This window comes from Bradyrhizobium sp. 956_D2_N1_4 (assembly GCF_052076025.1).
Taxonomy (GTDB): Bacteria; Pseudomonadota; Alphaproteobacteria; order Rhizobiales; family Xanthobacteraceae; genus Bradyrhizobium; species Bradyrhizobium barranii.
The window spans coordinates 4,290,694-4,307,315 of record NZ_CP197237.1 but is presented as its reverse complement, the minus strand read 5'-3'; the positions used below and the strand labels follow the sequence as shown (position 1 = coordinate 4,307,315).

The window sequence follows — 16,622 nt, the reverse complement described above, 5'->3', positions numbered from 1 at the left end:
GCCCTCGCGTTAACCCGCGCGAGGCGGTCGCCGGACACGAAAAAGGCGGCGTCCGCATCGCGGAGGCCGCCTTCAGGGCTGGAAATACAGGCGTTTTAGCGTCCTTGCGCTTTACCGCGCGGTAACGCTCTCTTCGAGAGTCTCTATCGGCTGCTCGTGCATGAACTCCAGCGCGAAGCCGTCCTCGAGGTTTCGGACCACGCGGCCCTGGACCCGGCCGAGCAGCACGATCGATTTCACCGGCGGGCGGTTCTCCGCGGCAATGGCGGCACCGGACAGCGAGAGGTCGATGATGCGGCAGGTCATCTTGGTGCCGTCCTCGAGCGTCAGCACCGCGATCGGGTTGCGCGGCACGATACGGTCGTGGCGGCGATCCTCCGGCAGATTGAGGATGTCGCGGTTGGCAAGCCAGGTGAGCTGGGCCGCCAGCTTGTCGCGCTTGCGGGGCGTCGCCCCGACCGTCATGGCGAAACCGTTGTCGATGATGCGGGTGATCTTGCCCTCGACCCGCCCAATATGGTCGAGATAGGCGACCACGCGGTCGCCGACATTGCCGATGCCGGGGGCCAGAAGCGCCAGTCCGCCCGGCGACATGTTGATCACCTGGCAGGGGAATTCCCGGCGGTCCGGCAGCATGTAGCGGCCGAGCAGGTGAACCTTCACCCGCTGGAAACGCCGTCGTTCCTCGGCGGCCGGAAGAAATTTTTTGTTCGCCAACGCCATTTTCACAACCCGACCCCCCGCCTGGCGGAGTCCGGGACGACCCTAAGGTGCACAGGGTTAACGCCGCGTTAGGATTGGGCGCGTCGATTACGGACAGACACAATGCGCTCGAAAAGCCACATCAGCGGCGGGCAGGCCAGCACCGTCAGCGCGCCGAGGTCGAGTGCCACCGCGGCCGTCCCGGCCGATTTGGCCAGCCGGCCGGCGACCGCCGGTCCCAGCATCATCGCGGCATAGAAGAGAGTGTAGAACACGCCCATGCCGATCGCCCTTGTTTCCGGCGCGAGCACGCGGGCGGCCAGGCTCATGATCGGGCCGGCCGGATGGCCGCCGATCAGGCCGATCAGGACGAGGACCGTGATCACCGCATCCGATCGCGGCAACCAGGCCAGCAGCCCGGCCACGATGAGGCTGGCTGCGGTCGCGAGCGTGAGCGGACGCTTGAAGCGGTCGGCGAGATAGCCGCCTGCCGGCACCGAGATCACCGACAGCCACATCACGAGGCTGATCGCGGAGCCTGCCGCCGCAATGCTCCAGCCGCGCTCGGCGAGCAGGGAGGGGCCGAACGAGAAGATCATGGCGAAGCCGACATTAAAGAGTCCCCAGATCAGGCCCGCGACGATCACCGCCAGCAGCGCGAGGGGATCGAGCCGGCCTGGGCCGGCCGCGCTGACTGTGGCACCCGGCGGCGACTGATAGAGCGTGACCAGCACAATACCGATGGCCGTGAGTGCGCCCGCCGCCAGGAACACCGCGCTCGCGCCATAGGCCGTGCCGATCGCCGGCAGCACCAGCAGCGAGATCGCGACGCCGGCCGGCCAGGAGTTGACGAAGATCGCCATCGCGGTCGCGATCTCCTTCCCGGCGAACCAGTCGGTGCCCATCTTGGTGAGCTGCACCGTCAGCAGCACGCCGCCGGCGCCGGAGACGAGCCGCCCCGCCATCTGCCAGCCCCAGATGTCGGTGGTGGCCATGACGAGGCTGCCCGCGGTCATCAGCAGCAGCGCTGCGATCGTCGTCGGCTTGTCGCCAAGAGTCCGGCCGATCGCGCCGCCCGGCAGCGCCAGCACGATGCCGGGGGTGAAATAGAGTCCGATCAGGATGCCGATATCGGCGAGCCCGACGCCAAAAGTCTGTTGCAGCAACGGCGCGACAGCGGCCACGCTCTGGAACTGGAACGCGATGGTGAGGCGCACGACGAACAGGATCGCAAGAATGCCCCAGCGATTGCGCAACGTCTCATCTCCCCAAGCCCTCTCTCGAAGGTGCGGTGGAGAGGGACGAGAGTCAACCGGCTGTCTTCCTCGTCGCGCGTCCGTAGAGAAGGCACAGCAGCGCCAGCAGCACCGCGGCCGAGAGCCCGAGCGACCAGTGAATGCCGATCGCCGCGCCGAACAGGCCGACGGTGATGCCACTGAAGGCCCGCATGCCGAGGCCGGCCATGTTGTAAAGACCCACGACGCGGCCGCGGATGTCGTGCGGTGCGTTCAACTGCACCAGCGCCTGCGCCATGGTGTTGAAGGACAGCTCGAAGAAGCCGGCAAAGAACAGCAGCACGATCGCGACCGGATAGATCCGCACCGCGGCGAAGCCGAGCAGCGCCACGCTCCACAGCATGGCGAGCATGATCGCGGTGCGCGGCGTGCCCTTCAACCGTCCCCATGATTCCAGCGCGATGCCGGCGAGCAGTGCACCTGCGGCGTCGGCCGCGAGCAGAACGCTGTAGGAGACGCCGGGATCGCCGTGGCCGAGATCGCCGGCAAAGCCCGGCATCTGGGCGTGATAGGCGTTGCCGATCATGAAGGAGGTGAGGCCGGCGAGCCACGTCATTGCGGTCAGCACCGGTTGCGTGCCGATGGCACGCATCGTCAGCACGATGTCGGCAAGGCCGCGCATGGCGAAGCGCCGCACCGCGACGCTCTTGTCGCGCACCGGCGCCCAGAACAGCCACAGCAGCATCGGCAGGTAGAACAGCGTGTTGAAGATGATGCCGTGCGAGGTGCCCAGCGTGAGCATGATGACGCCGCCGACGGCAGGTCCGACCAGGATGCCGAGATAGCGCGCCATCGCATTCAGGCGCACCGCGCTCGGAAGATCCGCGGGACCGACGAGGTCGTAGAGCAGAAGCTGGTTCGGCGTCTGCCACAGCACGCCGGCGCAGCCGTGGATCACCAGCAGCAACATCGCGTGCCACATCTGGATGGTGTCGGTGATGAAGAAGAAGCCCCATCCGGCCGAGGCCACGATGAACAGCAGCATGCCGCATTGGATGATGCGCCGCGGATCGAACCGGTCGGCGAGCCCGCCGACCGCGACCGAGAACAGCAGGAACGGCAGCCAGTGCGACAGCACGGCAAAGCCCCCCAGCGTCGGCGAATGGAATTTTTGGAACACCACCCAATAGCTGATCACATGCTCGATGTTGTCCGCCATCATCGCCAGCACGTAGGCGATGAACTGGAGCCGGTACGGCACCGACTTCATCGCCGCGAACGATCCGGACGCGACAACAGGATTTTGGGGAAGGGGGTTCAAGCGATCACCTGGGTGGGACTGTTCGGGCCTTACACGTTCGCCGCCGGCCGCTCAAGACACTTGGGTGTATGTCCGTAGCCCGCAACCCGGGACCGCCGACCCCGCATTCCGCAGAGCTCCATGCGGGCTACGAAGCAGCGCGTCACGCGATCTCCGTCGCCAGAAACGACCTGACCACCGCAGCAAACTCATCCGGCTTGTCATATGGCAACCCATGGCCCGCATTCGCGATCACCTCATGGCGGAGGTGTTGATTGAGCCCCTGCAGCTCCCGCGCCGTCTCGACGGAGACAACGCCATTGTCTCCGATGACAAGCAGGCTCGGCACGGCAATGGCTTTGACAAGCTCGCGATAATCCGGGTTCGGCGGCGTGAGAACCTCGAAGGCGCTGATCTCGGTCCGCAGCCGCGCATCAACGATCAGGTCAAGCAGCTCGGATGAGCGGTGCGGATGCCGCCGCCGGGCCTCGGCCAGTACCTCATCCTTGTCCTGCCCCAGAAGCCGGCGATGCTGCTCGGCGACATCACTCTCGTAAACCTCGCGCTGGCGCTCCGGTGGCAGGAAGGTCGGATCGGCGAGGATAACGCTGCGAATGGCCGTACCCATCTCGCTCGCAACCACGGCAGCGGTCATGCCGCCCATGGAATGGCCGAGCAGGATCGGGGCAGTCAGCCCGAGCGCGTCAATGAGGCCGATGACGTCGTCTGCGAGATCGCAGTACCGATACTCGCCGGACGGTGCGCTCGACGCGCCATGTCCTCTCGCAGAGGGCATGATGACGTCGTAGCCGTCCTCGAGAGCGCGCGCCAGCGGTGTCCAGCAGGCGCCGCTTCCGGTCAGACCATGCAGCGCAATCAGCGCAGGCTTGTCGTCCCCGGTCCGTAAATAATGGATGTCGATGCCATTTGCCGCGCAGGTTCGGCTCGTCCAGTTTGTCATTCGCAACGACTGTCAAAGAATCAACGCCGACGCCATCCTACCCCAGCGCCTTGACGTAAACCGCATAGGGCACGCCCAGAATATCCGGCGCCTCGCGAACCCTGGTAAATCCCATCCGCTGATACATCGGCAATGCGACCGTCATGATCGGCGTTGTGTGCAGGGCGATGACCGGCGACCGGTCGCGCTCGGCGCGGCGCAGGCATTCTTCGGTCAATTGTCGGCCGATGCCCTTGCTGCGCGCGGCCGGATCAACCACCAGCATGCGGATGATCGGCCAGGCCGGATCGAAGAAGGCCGGCTTCGGGGCTTGCGGACCGACATAGGCGACGGCGCCGACGATCTGGCCGCCATCCTCGGCGACGATGATCTCGCCGGTTTTGGCAAGCTCCGGCATTTTCGCGACATGGGTCGTAAACAACGGCCAGTCGGAATAATCCTGCTCGAATTGCGCGAAAGCCGCGAGAGCGACGCGCACGATCGCTTCCGCATCAGTCGGCTGATAGTCACGTAGCATCGGCATCATCCTCGATCGTAGCCCGGATGGAGCGTAAGCGTAATCCGGGACCGCCTGTCCCGCATTCCACGCTGCGCCATACGGGCTAGGAGCCGTCTCATCCTAACCCAGCGTCCGGGTGTAGGCATTTACGGGTTTGCGCGAGTCGTCAGTATTGACACTTGGCGGCCGTCGAGCCACCTTTCTTTCAGGTGGATACGACCTGCCGCTTGCACCCTTTACGGGATGGTGAACGTATCGCATGCATCGTCTTGGCCCCTTTGCCGAACAACGGGTCAGCAACGCAAGCACTGGCTTCCCGAAGTGTTCAAGCAAAGGAGTAAGCCATGCGCGACTTTCGCGATGCTAAAGCTATGGCGCGCACGCTGCGCGCCTCTCTCGCCTCCAAAGGTCTCAAGATTTCGGTCGCCGAAAGCCTTGAGCTGACTGCCGAGCTGTTTGGCTTGGCTGACTGGAATACGCTTGCTGCCGCGATCCGACGCGAACCGCCGGCGTCTGACACGGCCTCGTCTCAGCCACCGCGTGCGAGCATCAAGTGGCCTTCGGGATTTACCCGCGAGCTCGATCTGACTCTGAACAGGGCTCTCACTTACGCCAAAGCGCGAAAGCACGAGTTTGCGACGCTGGAGCATCTCTTGCTTGCGCTGCTGGACGATCCGGATGCCTCGGAAGTGATGAAGGCCAGCGAGGTTGACCTCGAAGCCCTGAGGCGAACCACAGTCTCCTATATCGACGATAAGCTGAGCACTTGGGTGATGATCCGCGACGAGCGCGACACGACGCCGACGGTTGCATTTCGACGTGTGGTGCATCGTGCGACCGTGCGCAGCCTGAAACGTGAAACGAGCGGTCTGGACGTGTTGGCGACCATGTTCAGCGAAACTGCAAGTCCTGCGGTTTGGCTCCTGAGCGAGCAGGGCATGACCGGCGAAGGTCTTGAGAGAGCGCCTCCTCGCGCAAGTTGAGAGAACAGTGAACCTTCTGCCCCGGTGCATTTGAGGTACGCACCTTGGTATTTGCAACGCCCCACGGCTGTCATAGGCTGATCGTCGGCCGCACCAATCAATCATAACAAGCAGGCCGCGAGGACACACCCATGGACCAGATCCGCGTCTGCACTCACGCAGGACCGGGCTCGGAGCCCGTCATCAAGACCGTGCCATGGCCGAAGGTCGGCCGGAAGGCTGCGCTGATCAAGGTCGGCGCCTGCGGCGTCTGCGGGACCGATCTGCACATTCTCAAGGGGCATTGGCCGAAGCCGCTGCCCTGGCCGTTCACGCTCGGCCACGAGCTTGGTGGAATCGTCGTCGAATGCGGTGACGAATTCACCGAGGACTTCATGAGCAAGCCGCTGAAGGTCGGCTCGAAAGTGATGATCCCGCCGCTGATGCCCTGCGGCCATTGCTATTACTGCATCCATTATCCGCAGACCGCCAACAAGTGCCTGACGCCGGTCTATTACGGCCGCTATCTCGGCTTCGACAAGGCGCCGCATATGTGGGGCGGCTGGGCCGAATATGTCTATGTCGATCTCGAGATGCTGCCGGGCACCAAGATCTACAAGCTGCCCGACGACATGTCGCTGCGGCTGGGCGCGCTCTCGGAGCCGCTGACCTCCTGCATCCGCGCCTTCAACCGCGCCAGTCGCGCCGGTGGTTTTTCGTGGGGCGACACGGTGGTGATCCAGGGCTCGGGTCCGATCGGCATTCTCGCGGTCGCGGCCGCCAGGGAGATGGGAGCGGGGCGCGTGATCTGCGTCGGCGCGCCGGAAGAGCCGCGGCTCAAGCTCGCGCGCGAATTCGGCGCGGAGGCGACGGTCAACATCGAGGAGATCAAATCGCCGCAGGAGCGCATCGCGCGCGTGCGCGAGATCGTAGGCCATTTCGGCGCCGATCTCGTGATGGATTGCTCGGGACATCCGACCGCCGGCCCCGAAGGCATCGAGATGCTGCGCGACGGCGGCACCTATGTCGAGATGGGTCAGTTCACCGACGCCGGTTCGATCGAGACCTCCTGGCACCGCATCTGCACCAAGGACCTCAACGTGCTGGGATCCTGGGGCTTTACCGGTAATGATCTCCCGCTCGGCGTCGACATGCTCTACCGCACGCGTGACAAATATCCCTGGCTGAAGATGCAGACGATCTATCCGTTCACGGAAGCGGGCGTCGCGCAGGCGGTGAGGGATGCGATGGCGATGAAGACGGTGAAATCGACCATCGTGCCGTGGCCGGAATTGGTGGACTAGACAATGCCGTCCATTCCACCCGATCTCGCTGCGTTCCTGGTCGAAGCCAAGCGGCGCACCTATGCGGGGCTGGACGACGACGCGACCGTGGCCGCGCCGCTGCTCGCCGGCTCCAAGCAGCTCGAGCATCGCGCGCCACCTTATGCCTATCGCGATATCTATTTCGGGATGGGATTTTTCGTTGGCCAAGAGACCGTGTCACGGGATGACCGTGTCATCTGGTCGATGAGCTACGGCGGCGGCGTCCGCGCGGACATCACGGATCGGTCCACGCTGCTCGAGATCTACAAGTTCCTGCGCCGGGCGCTATTGGGCGCAAGCGTCGAGGAGCCTTATCGGGGACCGCGCCTGTTCGAGCAGAGCGGCATGACTTACCGCAACGAGGTCGAAAGGGTGCTCGATCGTTTCCACGGCATCGAGACGATCGCGCGGCATGATGGCGCGCCGCTGTACGAGCTGCGCTATAGCGGTGGTTTGTTGCGATAATTCTTGAACCTTGTAGCCCGGATGGAGCGCAGCGCAATCCGGGGCCGCCGGTCCCGCATTCCGTTTCGCTCCATGCGGGCTACGAGCCTGAGTTTGGAAGAGGGCTACAATGACAGACGAACCTAACCCGCGCACCCGCTCCCCTTTCCACGCCATTCGCGCGATCGACTACACCGTCATCTTCGTGCGCGACATGGCGGTGATGCGCCGGTTCTACGAGGACGTTCTCGCCTTTCCGCTGCTGCGCGAGCTCTCGCCGAACTGGATCGAGTACGGCCTGGGCGGCAACACGCTGGCGCTGGCGAGACCGAGCCGGACCGCGGCCGACGCGCCGACGCCGGCGGGCAGCGCTTCGCTGCAACTGGCCTTCAAGGTGTCCGCGACCGAGGTCGATCAATGTGCCGATGAACTGGTGCGGCAGGGCGTGGCGCTGCTGTCACCGCCGACGAACCAGTCATTCGGACACCGGACGCTGTTTTTTCGCGATCCCGACGGCAATTTGCTGGAGGTCTATGCCGAGATCTGAGGCGCCCAAAAAGTTCCATCGGGAATCCCCGATCTATCCATGTTAAGGTGAAACTTAGGCCCAGGTTCCGACTTTCACTTCACGGGAGAGGTATCGTGAAGCGAATCCTGAAACCCGTTACTTACATCCTGGCGGCCATCTACTTCCTAGTGGATGCCGTCTTCATGGCCGTCGCGCGGCCAATGGCGCGCTGGATTGGGCGGCATTTCGAATTCAAGTGGTTGCGCACCTGGATCAGGTCGCTGTCCCCTTATCCCTCGCTCGCCCTGTTTTCCGTGCCCGTGATCATTCTGGAGCCGATCAAGCCGGTGGCGGCCTACCTCGCTGCAACAGGTCAGATCGTGAGCGCCGCCGTGACTTTCATCGTCGGCGAATTGCTCAAGCTCGTGCTGGTCGAGCGCCTGTTCCATCTTACGCGCGACAAGCTGATGCGGATTCCGGCGTTCGCCTGGGCGTACGGCAAGTTCTCCGAGGTGAAGGCGTGGCTGCAGGCAACCGACGCCTGGCGCGCCATCCGCGCCCTGAGCCGCGCGGCGAGGGACACAGTTGCACGGGTCAGGGCGAGGCTGGTCGGCCGCTTCAGCAAGCTGGCGACCTCCAGGGATTAGACGCGCGCCAAGCGTTGTCCTCTATGCGAGCTTGCGTGCTGCGGCGGTGGCCTTGTCGCCCGTGTTCGGCGTGCCGGTGGGCTCGATGAGCAGGAGGTGAACCTCCTCGCGTGCCACCGGGCGATGCTCGACCCCTTTGGGCACGACATAGAGTTCGCCCGGACCGAGCGTCACCGTGCAATCCCGCAATTCAATGTCCAGACTGCCTTTCAGGACGAGAAAGAAATCGTCGGTGTCATCGTGCTTGTGCCAGGTGAACTCGCCCTTCACCTTCACCACCATCACGTCGCAATCGTTGAAGGTCGTGACCGTGCGCGGCGACCAGAAATCCCCAAAGGTCGCGAGCTTGTCGGCAAGCGATATCTTGTCGGCCATGTTTCACCCCGTTGCTCTCTCGTGAGGCACGATTTGGGATCGAATGACCGACGTGGCAAGGCCAGCTATTTGACATGTCCTGATAACATGGCCTCCGCCCATTCCGGGCGGCCGTTGGCGAGCGCCTGCGCGGACGCGGCTTCCCAGTCGTATTCCAGGGCCAGCAGTTCGACTTGCCAGCCTCTTGTTCGTTTCGTGAGGATCGCGTAGCGGGCGTGAGGCGAGCGATGCTCCAGGTTTGCGGCAAAAGGAATGTCCGCGAACACCGGGCAACCAACGCTGCCGGGATTGAGGACCAGGCGGTCGCCCGGGCCCTGAACAGCCGCTTGGCGGTGGCTGTGACCACACAGCACGACACGCGCCGTTGGCGCGCTCGAAAGGCGCGCGGTCAGCACGTCGCGACGCGCCGGCACGAAGCGGCCGTCCTCGAGCGCTTCTTCGAGCAGGCACGTCGTATCGTCGTCGGGTGTGCCGTGGCAGGCCAGGATCCCGTCGTCCAGCCGTATTTGGGAGGGCAGGCTGTGAAGTGCGCGGCGCTGCTCCGCGGTCAATGCGCTACGCGCAAACAGACCTGCCGGCGAGAGCTTGTCGTCTGGAAACTCCTCAATCCAGCGATCATGATTTCCGCGCACCGTCGGCAACGACAGCGACTGGAGAGCCTCGAAAGTTTCCTTTGGCCACAGCGGGCTGGTGACGCAATCGCCGAGGTTGACCGTACGATCGACGCCGCGCGCCTTGATGTCGGCCAGCACCGCTTCCAACGCAGCGAGATTGCCGTGGATATCGGAAATGACTGCCAATCGCATCGTCGTGCTCCCCGTGCTGCTTTGCCTGAACTTAACTCTGCCAGGTCACCGGACCTATCTAGCATCGGCTGATGGGACGTTCACCAACCAGCCATGGCTGATCTGATGTTCCTTCACCACCGTCGCGCCGACGACCTTGGTCCCCTCCAGCTCCCGCACGATCCGCTCGTCCGGCCCGACGATGCCGCGATCGAACTCGCGGTCCGGCGTGACGAGGATCATGCGCTGGCCCATGATGGCCGGGCGTTCGGCATAGATCGCGCAGCCCTGGCCGGGTTTGCAGTGCCGGCACCAGCTTCCAGCCGGTATGGCCAACGCCTCGATGGCCATGACCTTGCAGCAAAGCGTGCAATCGCCGCAGGCGCGTTTGGCGGAAGGCGTCACGCGGTCGTTCCCTCTAAGCCGGTTGGCTTCAGGTTAATGGAGGTGGCCGCAAAGGTCCGCTGCAACCTTCAGGCGCGGTTCTTTCCGTCAAGCCATGCATCATAGGCATGGTGATTCAAGAGCACTTGGCGTAAAGAGCGCCCTGATCACATCCAGCGTGCGGCCGGGCCGTTTGCCGCGCACGCAACTCAGGTCCGCCGGTTCACCGTTCCGCGCCTGACATTAACCAAGGTTCTCCATCCCGTGTCTTTTCCGGCCCTGACCCCGCCGCTCGCCCACGCTTTGGCCGAGCGGAACTATGATTCACCCACCCCCGTCCAGCTCGCCGTGCTCGCGGACGAAGCCGCCGACCGCGACCTCCTGGTTTCGGCCCAGACCGGCTCCGGCAAGACCCTCGCGTATGGCCTCGCCATGGCCAAGGATCTGTTTGGCGATGCCGAGCGGTTCGAGCAGGCGGGGGCGCCGCTCGCCCTGATCGTGGCGCCGACCCGCGAGCTCGCCTTGCAGGTTCAGCGCGAACTGGCATGGCTGTATGGGCATGCCGGCGGGCGGGTCGTCTCCTGCGTCGGCGGCATGGATCCGCGGCGCGAGCAGCGCGAGCTTGCGGCGGGCGCTCACATCGTCGTCGGCACGCCCGGCCGGTTGTGCGACCATTTGCGTCGCGGCCGTCTCGACATCACGGAATTGAAAGTGGTCGTCCTCGATGAGGCCGACGAGATGCTCAATCTCGGCTTTCGCGAGGACATGGAATTCATCCTCAAGACCACGCCGGAGACACGCCGCACTTTGCTGTTCTCGGCGACGTTTCCGCGCGGTATCGTGGCGCTGGCCAAGCAATATCAGCAGCAGGCGTTTCGGATCGAGGTCGCCGGCGATGAAGGCGGTCACGCCGACATCGAGTACCGTGCCATCCGGGTCGCCCCCGGTGATGTCGAACATGCCGTCGTCAACGTGCTGCGCTTCTTCGAGGCGCCGAGCGCGCTGGTGTTTTGCAGCACGCGCGATCACGTCAGGCATTTGCAGGCGGCGCTGCTGGAGCGCGGCTTCTCCGTGGTCGCGCTGTCAGGCGAATTGACGCAGAACGAGCGGACCACGGCGCTGCAGTCGATCCGGGACGGACGCGCTCGCGTCTGTGTGGCGACCGACGTCGCCGCCCGCGGCATCGACCTGCCGAGCCTCGATCTCGTCATCCATGCCGATCTGCCCAACGACGCCGAGGTGATGCAGCATCGCTCCGGCCGCACCGGGCGGGCGGGCCGCAAGGGGACGAGCGTCCTGCTGGTGCCGCCTGTACGGCGGCGACGTGCGGAAATGCTGCTGAATGTCTCGGGGATCGACGCGGTCTGGGGAACGGCACCGCAGGCGGAGGAAATCCGCAAGCTCGATCACGACCGCATGAAGGACGTGTTGTTCACCGAGGAGACGACCGCGGACGATCTGGTGCTGGCGCAGGCGCTGCTGGCCGAGCGGTCGGCCGAGGATATCGCAGCCGCACTCGCGCGGCTCTATCGCGCACGGCTGCCGTCGCCCGAAGACATCATCGATCCCGGCGAGCGAGCCGGCCGGCCGCGCGACGATCGCGGGCGCGACAATGTCCGCGCACCGCGCGACGATGCCCGCACTTCGCGCGGCGATGATCGCCCCGAAAGAGCCCGACCCAAATCAGGAAAATCGTCGGCGAAACACGGCATGGCGGACGGCAGCGTCTGGTTCCGGGCCAACATCGGACGAAGAAAGAATGCGGAAGCACGCTGGCTCTTGCCGATGATCTGCCGCCGCGGCGGCATCGACAAGGGCGACATCGGCGCCATCAAGATCATGGACACGACGACCGAGTTCGAAATTTCCGAGCGGGTCGCGGAATCCTTCGCTGCCAAGATCAAGCGTCCGGACAAGGAAGACAATATCCGCCTCGAGCCGATGACCGATGCGCCGCAGCGGCAGGCGCCTTCGGAGGAGCGGTCAAAGCCGCCCCGGCGCGAGAGCGGCGACAGCGATCATCGTGAACGTCGCGACGATCGCCCGCGCGATGCAGCTGGGTTCAAGCCCCGCGACAAGGCTCACGGCGAGCGCAGGCCGAAATTCGACGATGCTCCTTCGTTCGGAAAGAAAAAGAAGCACAAGAACAAGCCTGGCCATGCCGAGCCGGCGGTCACGCCGTGGCCGTTGAAGGGCGCGCCTGGAAAAAAGAAGGCGAAGAAAAAGCATCGGGGCTGAACTGCGCCTGATTGTGCAGACAGCAATGATGCCGCCGGATTGCGCCGGCGACATCATCTGAAAAGTCAGCTGCGAACTCAGCGGCCACCGCCGCCGCCGCCACCACCTCCGCCGCCGCCACCGCCGGCATCACGCATCGACGAGCTGTAGCGGGGGTCGGTCTGCTTCATGTAGATGGGCGAGGTGTCGTGCGTGAGGTTGACGCGGCTTCTGCCGCCCGGGGTCGGCGTCTCGACCAGGATACCGCAGCCCTCGAAGAAGGCGGAATCGCAGCCATAGGTCCGGACCTGTGCCGCGTTGGCACTGGTCGCGGTGAACGCGGCCGCCGCGGCGAATGCAATCAAAGCAACTTTCGACAATGTAAGTTTCATGGAAATTCTCCAGTCTCGATTCGGCGAGACCAGAACGGCCCGCGCACACCTTCGACGGGGGGTGATCGAAGGCGGTTCGAGTGACGGCTTCACGCCCGCGTGAGCCGGGCGGGGACGTTATGTCGCAGCGAGGTCGCGAAGCATGTAGGTCGCGCCTTCGCCGTAGGAAGCGAGCTTTGCGCGCGCCTCCGCATCCGCCGCGACGGGCCGAAAGCCGAGACGCTCCCACAACGGCCGCGTGGCGTAGACCGAGACCAGCGCGAGCGTTGTGATGTGTGATGCGCGCGCGAGCTTCTCGATAGCGGCAATATAATCGCGCGCGACGCCACCGCGGAAATCGGGCAGCACGGCGACGTCGTGCACGTAGAGACAATCCGCATCATCGGGCAGTTGTTGAAGGAAGCCGTTGAGCGGCGGAATGCGGTGCTGCTTCCACGGATGCGCGAGCCCGTAGCCGGCGATCTCTTCGTCGGCGATGAGCAGTCGGCAGCCATCGGGATAGAGCCGCATCTTCTCCGCGAACACGTCGGGACTCTCGGGGAGATCAGGATGGATCCGCGCTGCGATCGCGCTGATCGCGACCAGGTCGGAGGCGCGCGCGGGACGCCAATGCGGCTTGCTCATGTCGGTCCGTTGGTCGGTCTCACCCATTCCAGTTTATTCCGTCGCGACGATGCGCGCAGCGAAAAATATCTTTGCCGCCGTCTCAGGAATACGAAGCGTTGCGCGGCGTCCTACCCCATGCAAGCCAATTGCATGACAGGAGAACCCATGACGTCCTCGATCCGCCTCGCGCTCACGCTCGCCGTATCGCTCGCCATCATCCCCGCTGCCTTCGCCGCGCCGCCGACCAAGACCGGCAAGTCCGACAAGGGTAACGTGCTCACCGACGCCAAGGGCATGACGCTCTACACCTTCGACAAGGATGCGGACGGCAAGTCGGCCTGCAATGGACCGTGTGCGACAAACTGGCCGGTGCTGAAGGCCGAGGCGAGCGATGCTGCGGCCGACGGCTACACCGTCATCACGCGCGACGACGGATCCAGGCAGTGGGCTTACAAGGGCAAGCCGCTCTACACCTTCGCCAAGGACCAGAAGCCCGGCGACATCACCGGCGACGGCTTTCTGAACGGCGCCTGGCACCTGGCGATGCCGTGAGCTGACAATCCGCCGCGGCAATGCGAGGTGGTATCTGACATTGACGAGATGCCACCGGTCTTGTGCCTCGGACGCAGCGCAGCGCCGTGTTGGCGATGCGACGTATCGTTCAATGCGGTGCGCTGCGGAGCGGCTCCATCAACTCAATTAGTGACAGGGCGCCATCTGGAAGCGGCCGAATCCTCGCCGCGCCCCCAGCGGAAGGCCACCGGCGCCGGCGCCTCCGAACCGCTTGCCGGACTGATCTCAAATTGGCGGAAGTAATGGCGACAACTTCGAAGAAGTAAAAACGCCGCCCGTGGCGCGTCGTCGCTTGAATTGAATTTATTCATGTCGAGAGTCCGAAAGCGAACCGAAGGCCCGATTTTGGTTGGTCATAGTTGGTTCCGGCAGGGGGCGAGAGCGGCATATCGGCAACAGCATCCCTCCATTTGAGAGTAGGGGCACTGGTTTCCCGGTGCGGTCCGCACCTGGGAGCTTCTGGGAGTCTTCAATCCATTATCTGGTTTCGCGTGAGGGGATGAATGACCATGAATGATGCCAATCTGAAAGCCGAGACGAACGCCACTGCGCTGAATGGGACGGCGAATGGCGGTGCAATGCCCAGGTTCGACATGCCATTTTTCAACTTCCAGGCGATCTTCGGCGATCTCGCCGAGCAGGGCGCCGCCCGGGCCAAGGCAAATTTAGAGCGGATGAGGGCGGCTTCCGAGGAGGTCACCGAAGCGCTCCGCGAAGCCTGTTCGACCAATGCCACGCGTGCCGCCGATTACGGCACCAGGGTCATCGAAATATCAAACATCAATACCAGCTCCGCGCTGGAGTTCCTGTCCCAGCTTGCGGATGCGAGGTCGTTTGCGGATGTCGTGAACCTCTCCACCACCCACAGCCGCAAGACCTTTGAAGCGGCTTCTCGCCAAAACCGGGAGCTTTGGGACCTCGCCCAGAAGGTCGCAACCGAGACGGCCGAGCCGATCAAGAAGAGTTTCAAGTTGGTTCTGCATGGGGCTGCTTGAATCGAGGCTACTGGCCGCGTGGATCGGCTGGACGAGCGTCTTGGCCAGAAGGGGCGCGGTCCAGCCGAGGCGGTGAAGCCTTGCCGTGAGAAGCCTTGCCGTGAGGTGATGCCAAGCTGGAGGAAGTCAGGATGGGTATGGTGATGATCAAGTGCCCGGAAACGGGCCACGCCATTCCGACGGGCATCGAGATGGATCGTGAAAGATTTCGGTGCAGCACGGTGTTCTTCTCGCGCACATATTGCGGGATGTGCGCGGCGACGCACGAGTGGTTCGCCAGAGAGGCCTGGGTCTATGAATCGGTCTTGGCGAACGGGAAGTCCGGGGGCGGGCAGCCATTCCGCGCGGGCGCGGTGTGAAGCAGCCTGACGGCATCCTGCGAAACGATCCGGTCGATCCTGCGGCTCATCACCTTGTAGCACTCGCAGGCGACGACCTCGAGTCGCGGCCTGTCGATCTCGAGTTGGCCGCGCCGACTGGATTTCAGGGCCCTTGAGGTTCGAAGTGCGCTCACGACGTGCGTGACGGTGGTCCGCCGGACGCCGAGCAATTCCGACAACGTCTCTTGCGTCAGGTGCAGGACGTCACCACCGCCCTCCGTCCGATCGTGAATGTGAAGCAGCCAGCGGGCAAGGCGGGCCTCGACGGAGTGCAGTGCATTGCAGGCTGCGACGTGCAGGAATTGCGTCATCATCGCCCTGGTCACAATCTGAACCGCGTTTGCGAGGGCGGGACTGCGTTCGAGTGTCGCTTGAAATCGCGCGGGCGAGATCTGCAGTGCGGTCCCGGCCACGCGGACAACCGCCGTCAGGGGAGATCGGACGGGGCCGAGCGCCGTCATGAGGCCGACGACGCCGTCGTTGCCGATCACGGCGGTTGCGGCTGCCTGTCCGTTCGGCAACTCCATGATGAGAGCGATCGCGCCGCTGCACGGGAAGCAAAGGTGCTCGACCCGGTCGCCCGATCGAACCAGGACTGCATCGTGCTGGAGCGGTACTTTCCGGAGATACGGTGCAAGCAAAGCGAAGTCGGCCGGCGGTAATGCAGCTAACAGGCGATTACCAACTCTGGTCGCGTGCTCCATCACTGGGAATCGTCCCTCGACGGAGGCCCGGCGGCGAGCAAACGCATCGTCTCCGGCCGAGCCGCGTTGCCGTGCAGGCATACGCCCGGCAAACAGCTAAACGTCCTGCAGCAGGTAAGGTGCCAATGATGGATCGCGAGCCTGGCTCACGCTGCCGGCGCGGGCACCAGTCCGTAGCGCAGCATCGTCTCTTTCATCTTCGCGGGATCGGGTGGCGCGCCGGCCGACAGGAGTGCGGCCATCTCCGTGAAATATTGCGGGCCCAGCACCCCGGGGCTCAGGATGCACAGGCATGTTGCCGGTCCCGTCGAACGGTTGGTGAAACCGTGCACGATGCCGCGCTTGATGAAGACCGACTCTCCGGGGCCGAGATCGTTCTGCTGGCCGTCGATCGTCCAGGTCGATACGCCGGACAGCCCGTAGATGGTTTCGTCCCAGCGGTCGTGATAATGCGGGATCGGCATCCGTGCATTCGGCTGGAGCGTCATTTCGAAGATGTCGACGCTGCCGCCGGTGTCGTCCTTGCTGTGCAGGAAGCGGAGCTGAAGCGTACCGAAACTGATGATGTCGGACATGGCTGTGTCATCCCGGTGAGAGACTGTATCGAGGTCGCGGCGTTCGCCCTCGT

At 64.1% G+C, this 16,622-nt stretch carries 20 protein-coding genes; 8 read left to right on the top strand and 12 right to left on the bottom strand.

Features of this window, described 5'->3' with window-relative positions; translation table 11 throughout:
* Positions 1-111: 111 nt before the first annotated feature.
* From AB7535_RS20450 to AB7535_RS20430, 5 genes are all read right to left on the bottom strand, one after another.
* Complete coding sequence (locus AB7535_RS20450) at positions 112-723, bottom strand: PilZ domain-containing protein (RefSeq protein ID WP_063982484.1); 612 nt, start codon at positions 721-723, stop codon at positions 112-114.
* Positions 724-791: 68 nt separating this feature from the next.
* Entirely contained in the window at positions 792-1,958 is a 1,167-nt protein-coding gene (locus AB7535_RS20445; RefSeq protein ID WP_135216644.1) for an MFS transporter, read from the bottom strand.
* A 52-nt stretch (positions 1,959-2,010) separates the two neighbouring features.
* Positions 2,011-3,258, bottom strand: coding sequence for an MFS transporter (locus AB7535_RS20440; protein WP_256376483.1), 1,248 nt, complete (start codon positions 3,256-3,258; stop codon positions 2,011-2,013).
* Positions 3,259-3,400: 142 nt separating this feature from the next.
* Positions 3,401-4,198, bottom strand: coding sequence for an alpha/beta fold hydrolase (locus AB7535_RS20435; protein WP_439036803.1), 798 nt, complete (start codon positions 4,196-4,198; stop codon positions 3,401-3,403).
* A 37-nt stretch (positions 4,199-4,235) separates the two neighbouring features.
* Positions 4,236-4,715, bottom strand: a complete 480-nt coding sequence (locus AB7535_RS20430) for a GNAT family N-acetyltransferase (protein WP_085398449.1) — start codon at positions 4,713-4,715, stop codon at positions 4,236-4,238.
* Positions 4,716-5,041: 326 nt separating this feature from the next.
* Here AB7535_RS20430 and AB7535_RS20425 point away from each other — a divergent pair, with 326 nt between their 5' ends.
* The 5 genes from AB7535_RS20425 to AB7535_RS20405 all read left to right on the top strand — a co-directional run bounded on the left by AB7535_RS20425 (position 5,042) and on the right by AB7535_RS20405 (position 8,583).
* Positions 5,042-5,680, top strand: a complete 639-nt coding sequence (locus AB7535_RS20425) for a Clp protease N-terminal domain-containing protein (RefSeq protein ID WP_085398446.1) — start codon at positions 5,042-5,044, stop codon at positions 5,678-5,680.
* 131 nt (positions 5,681-5,811) lie between these two features.
* On the top strand, positions 5,812-6,963 hold the full coding sequence (locus AB7535_RS20420) for a zinc-binding dehydrogenase (protein WP_085398445.1): 1,152 nt from the start codon (positions 5,812-5,814) through the stop codon (positions 6,961-6,963).
* Between the two features lie 3 nt (positions 6,964-6,966).
* Complete coding sequence (locus tag AB7535_RS20415; RefSeq protein ID WP_354114801.1) at positions 6,967-7,449, top strand: DUF5680 domain-containing protein; 483 nt, start codon at positions 6,967-6,969, stop codon at positions 7,447-7,449.
* A gap of 109 nt (positions 7,450-7,558) precedes the next feature.
* Positions 7,559-7,975: a VOC family protein gene (locus AB7535_RS20410; protein WP_085398443.1), complete on the top strand. Its 417-nt coding sequence runs from the start codon at positions 7,559-7,561 to the stop codon at positions 7,973-7,975.
* A gap of 95 nt (positions 7,976-8,070) precedes the next feature.
* Positions 8,071-8,583 (top strand): hypothetical protein, encoded by a 513-nt coding sequence (locus AB7535_RS20405; protein WP_085398442.1) that lies wholly within the window; start codon positions 8,071-8,073, stop codon positions 8,581-8,583.
* A gap of 21 nt (positions 8,584-8,604) precedes the next feature.
* Here the strand turns inward: AB7535_RS20405 and AB7535_RS20400 are convergent, their stop codons facing one another.
* The 3 genes from AB7535_RS20400 to AB7535_RS20390 form a co-directional block, all read right to left on the bottom strand.
* Positions 8,605-8,958: a cupin domain-containing protein gene (locus AB7535_RS20400; RefSeq protein ID WP_085398441.1), complete on the bottom strand. Its 354-nt coding sequence runs from the start codon at positions 8,956-8,958 to the stop codon at positions 8,605-8,607.
* A 65-nt stretch (positions 8,959-9,023) separates the two neighbouring features.
* Complete coding sequence (locus AB7535_RS20395) at positions 9,024-9,764, bottom strand: metallophosphoesterase family protein (RefSeq protein WP_063982494.1); 741 nt, start codon at positions 9,762-9,764, stop codon at positions 9,024-9,026.
* Positions 9,765-9,818: 54 nt separating this feature from the next.
* Positions 9,819-10,148, bottom strand: coding sequence for a hypothetical protein (locus AB7535_RS20390; protein ID WP_094183804.1), 330 nt, complete (start codon positions 10,146-10,148; stop codon positions 9,819-9,821).
* Positions 10,149-10,391: 243 nt separating this feature from the next.
* Here AB7535_RS20390 and AB7535_RS20385 point away from each other — a divergent pair, with 243 nt between their 5' ends.
* The gene (locus AB7535_RS20385; RefSeq protein WP_439036802.1) at positions 10,392-12,365 is read left to right on the top strand and encodes a DEAD/DEAH box helicase; all 1,974 of its coding nucleotides are present in this window, start codon (positions 10,392-10,394) and stop codon (positions 12,363-12,365) included.
* Positions 12,366-12,442: 77 nt separating this feature from the next.
* Here the strand turns inward: AB7535_RS20385 and AB7535_RS20380 are convergent, their stop codons facing one another.
* Together AB7535_RS20380 and AB7535_RS20375 are read right to left on the bottom strand one after the other, a co-directional pair.
* Positions 12,443-12,736, bottom strand: coding sequence for a hypothetical protein (locus AB7535_RS20380; RefSeq protein ID WP_231142222.1), 294 nt, complete (start codon positions 12,734-12,736; stop codon positions 12,443-12,445).
* 117 nt (positions 12,737-12,853) lie between these two features.
* Positions 12,854-13,360: a GNAT family N-acetyltransferase gene (locus AB7535_RS20375; protein WP_085398289.1), complete on the bottom strand. Its 507-nt coding sequence runs from the start codon at positions 13,358-13,360 to the stop codon at positions 12,854-12,856.
* Between the two features lie 147 nt (positions 13,361-13,507).
* On the opposite strand from AB7535_RS20375, the gene AB7535_RS20370 reads away from it, so the two are divergent.
* Both AB7535_RS20370 and AB7535_RS20365 read left to right on the top strand, forming a co-directional pair.
* Positions 13,508-13,894: a COG4315 family predicted lipoprotein gene (locus tag AB7535_RS20370; RefSeq protein WP_063982498.1), complete on the top strand. Its 387-nt coding sequence runs from the start codon at positions 13,508-13,510 to the stop codon at positions 13,892-13,894.
* 530 nt (positions 13,895-14,424) lie between these two features.
* Positions 14,425-14,910, top strand: coding sequence for a phasin (locus AB7535_RS20365; protein ID WP_085398290.1), 486 nt, complete (start codon positions 14,425-14,427; stop codon positions 14,908-14,910).
* Between the two features lie 292 nt (positions 14,911-15,202).
* On the opposite strand, the gene AB7535_RS20360 is transcribed toward AB7535_RS20365, so the two are convergent.
* Both AB7535_RS20360 and AB7535_RS20355 read right to left on the bottom strand, forming a co-directional pair.
* Positions 15,203-15,997, bottom strand: coding sequence for a Crp/Fnr family transcriptional regulator (locus AB7535_RS20360; RefSeq protein ID WP_085398285.1), 795 nt, complete (start codon positions 15,995-15,997; stop codon positions 15,203-15,205).
* Between the two features lie 143 nt (positions 15,998-16,140).
* Positions 16,141-16,569, bottom strand: coding sequence for a cupin domain-containing protein (locus AB7535_RS20355; RefSeq protein WP_085398286.1), 429 nt, complete (start codon positions 16,567-16,569; stop codon positions 16,141-16,143).
* Between the last annotated feature and the right edge of the window lie 53 nt (positions 16,570-16,622).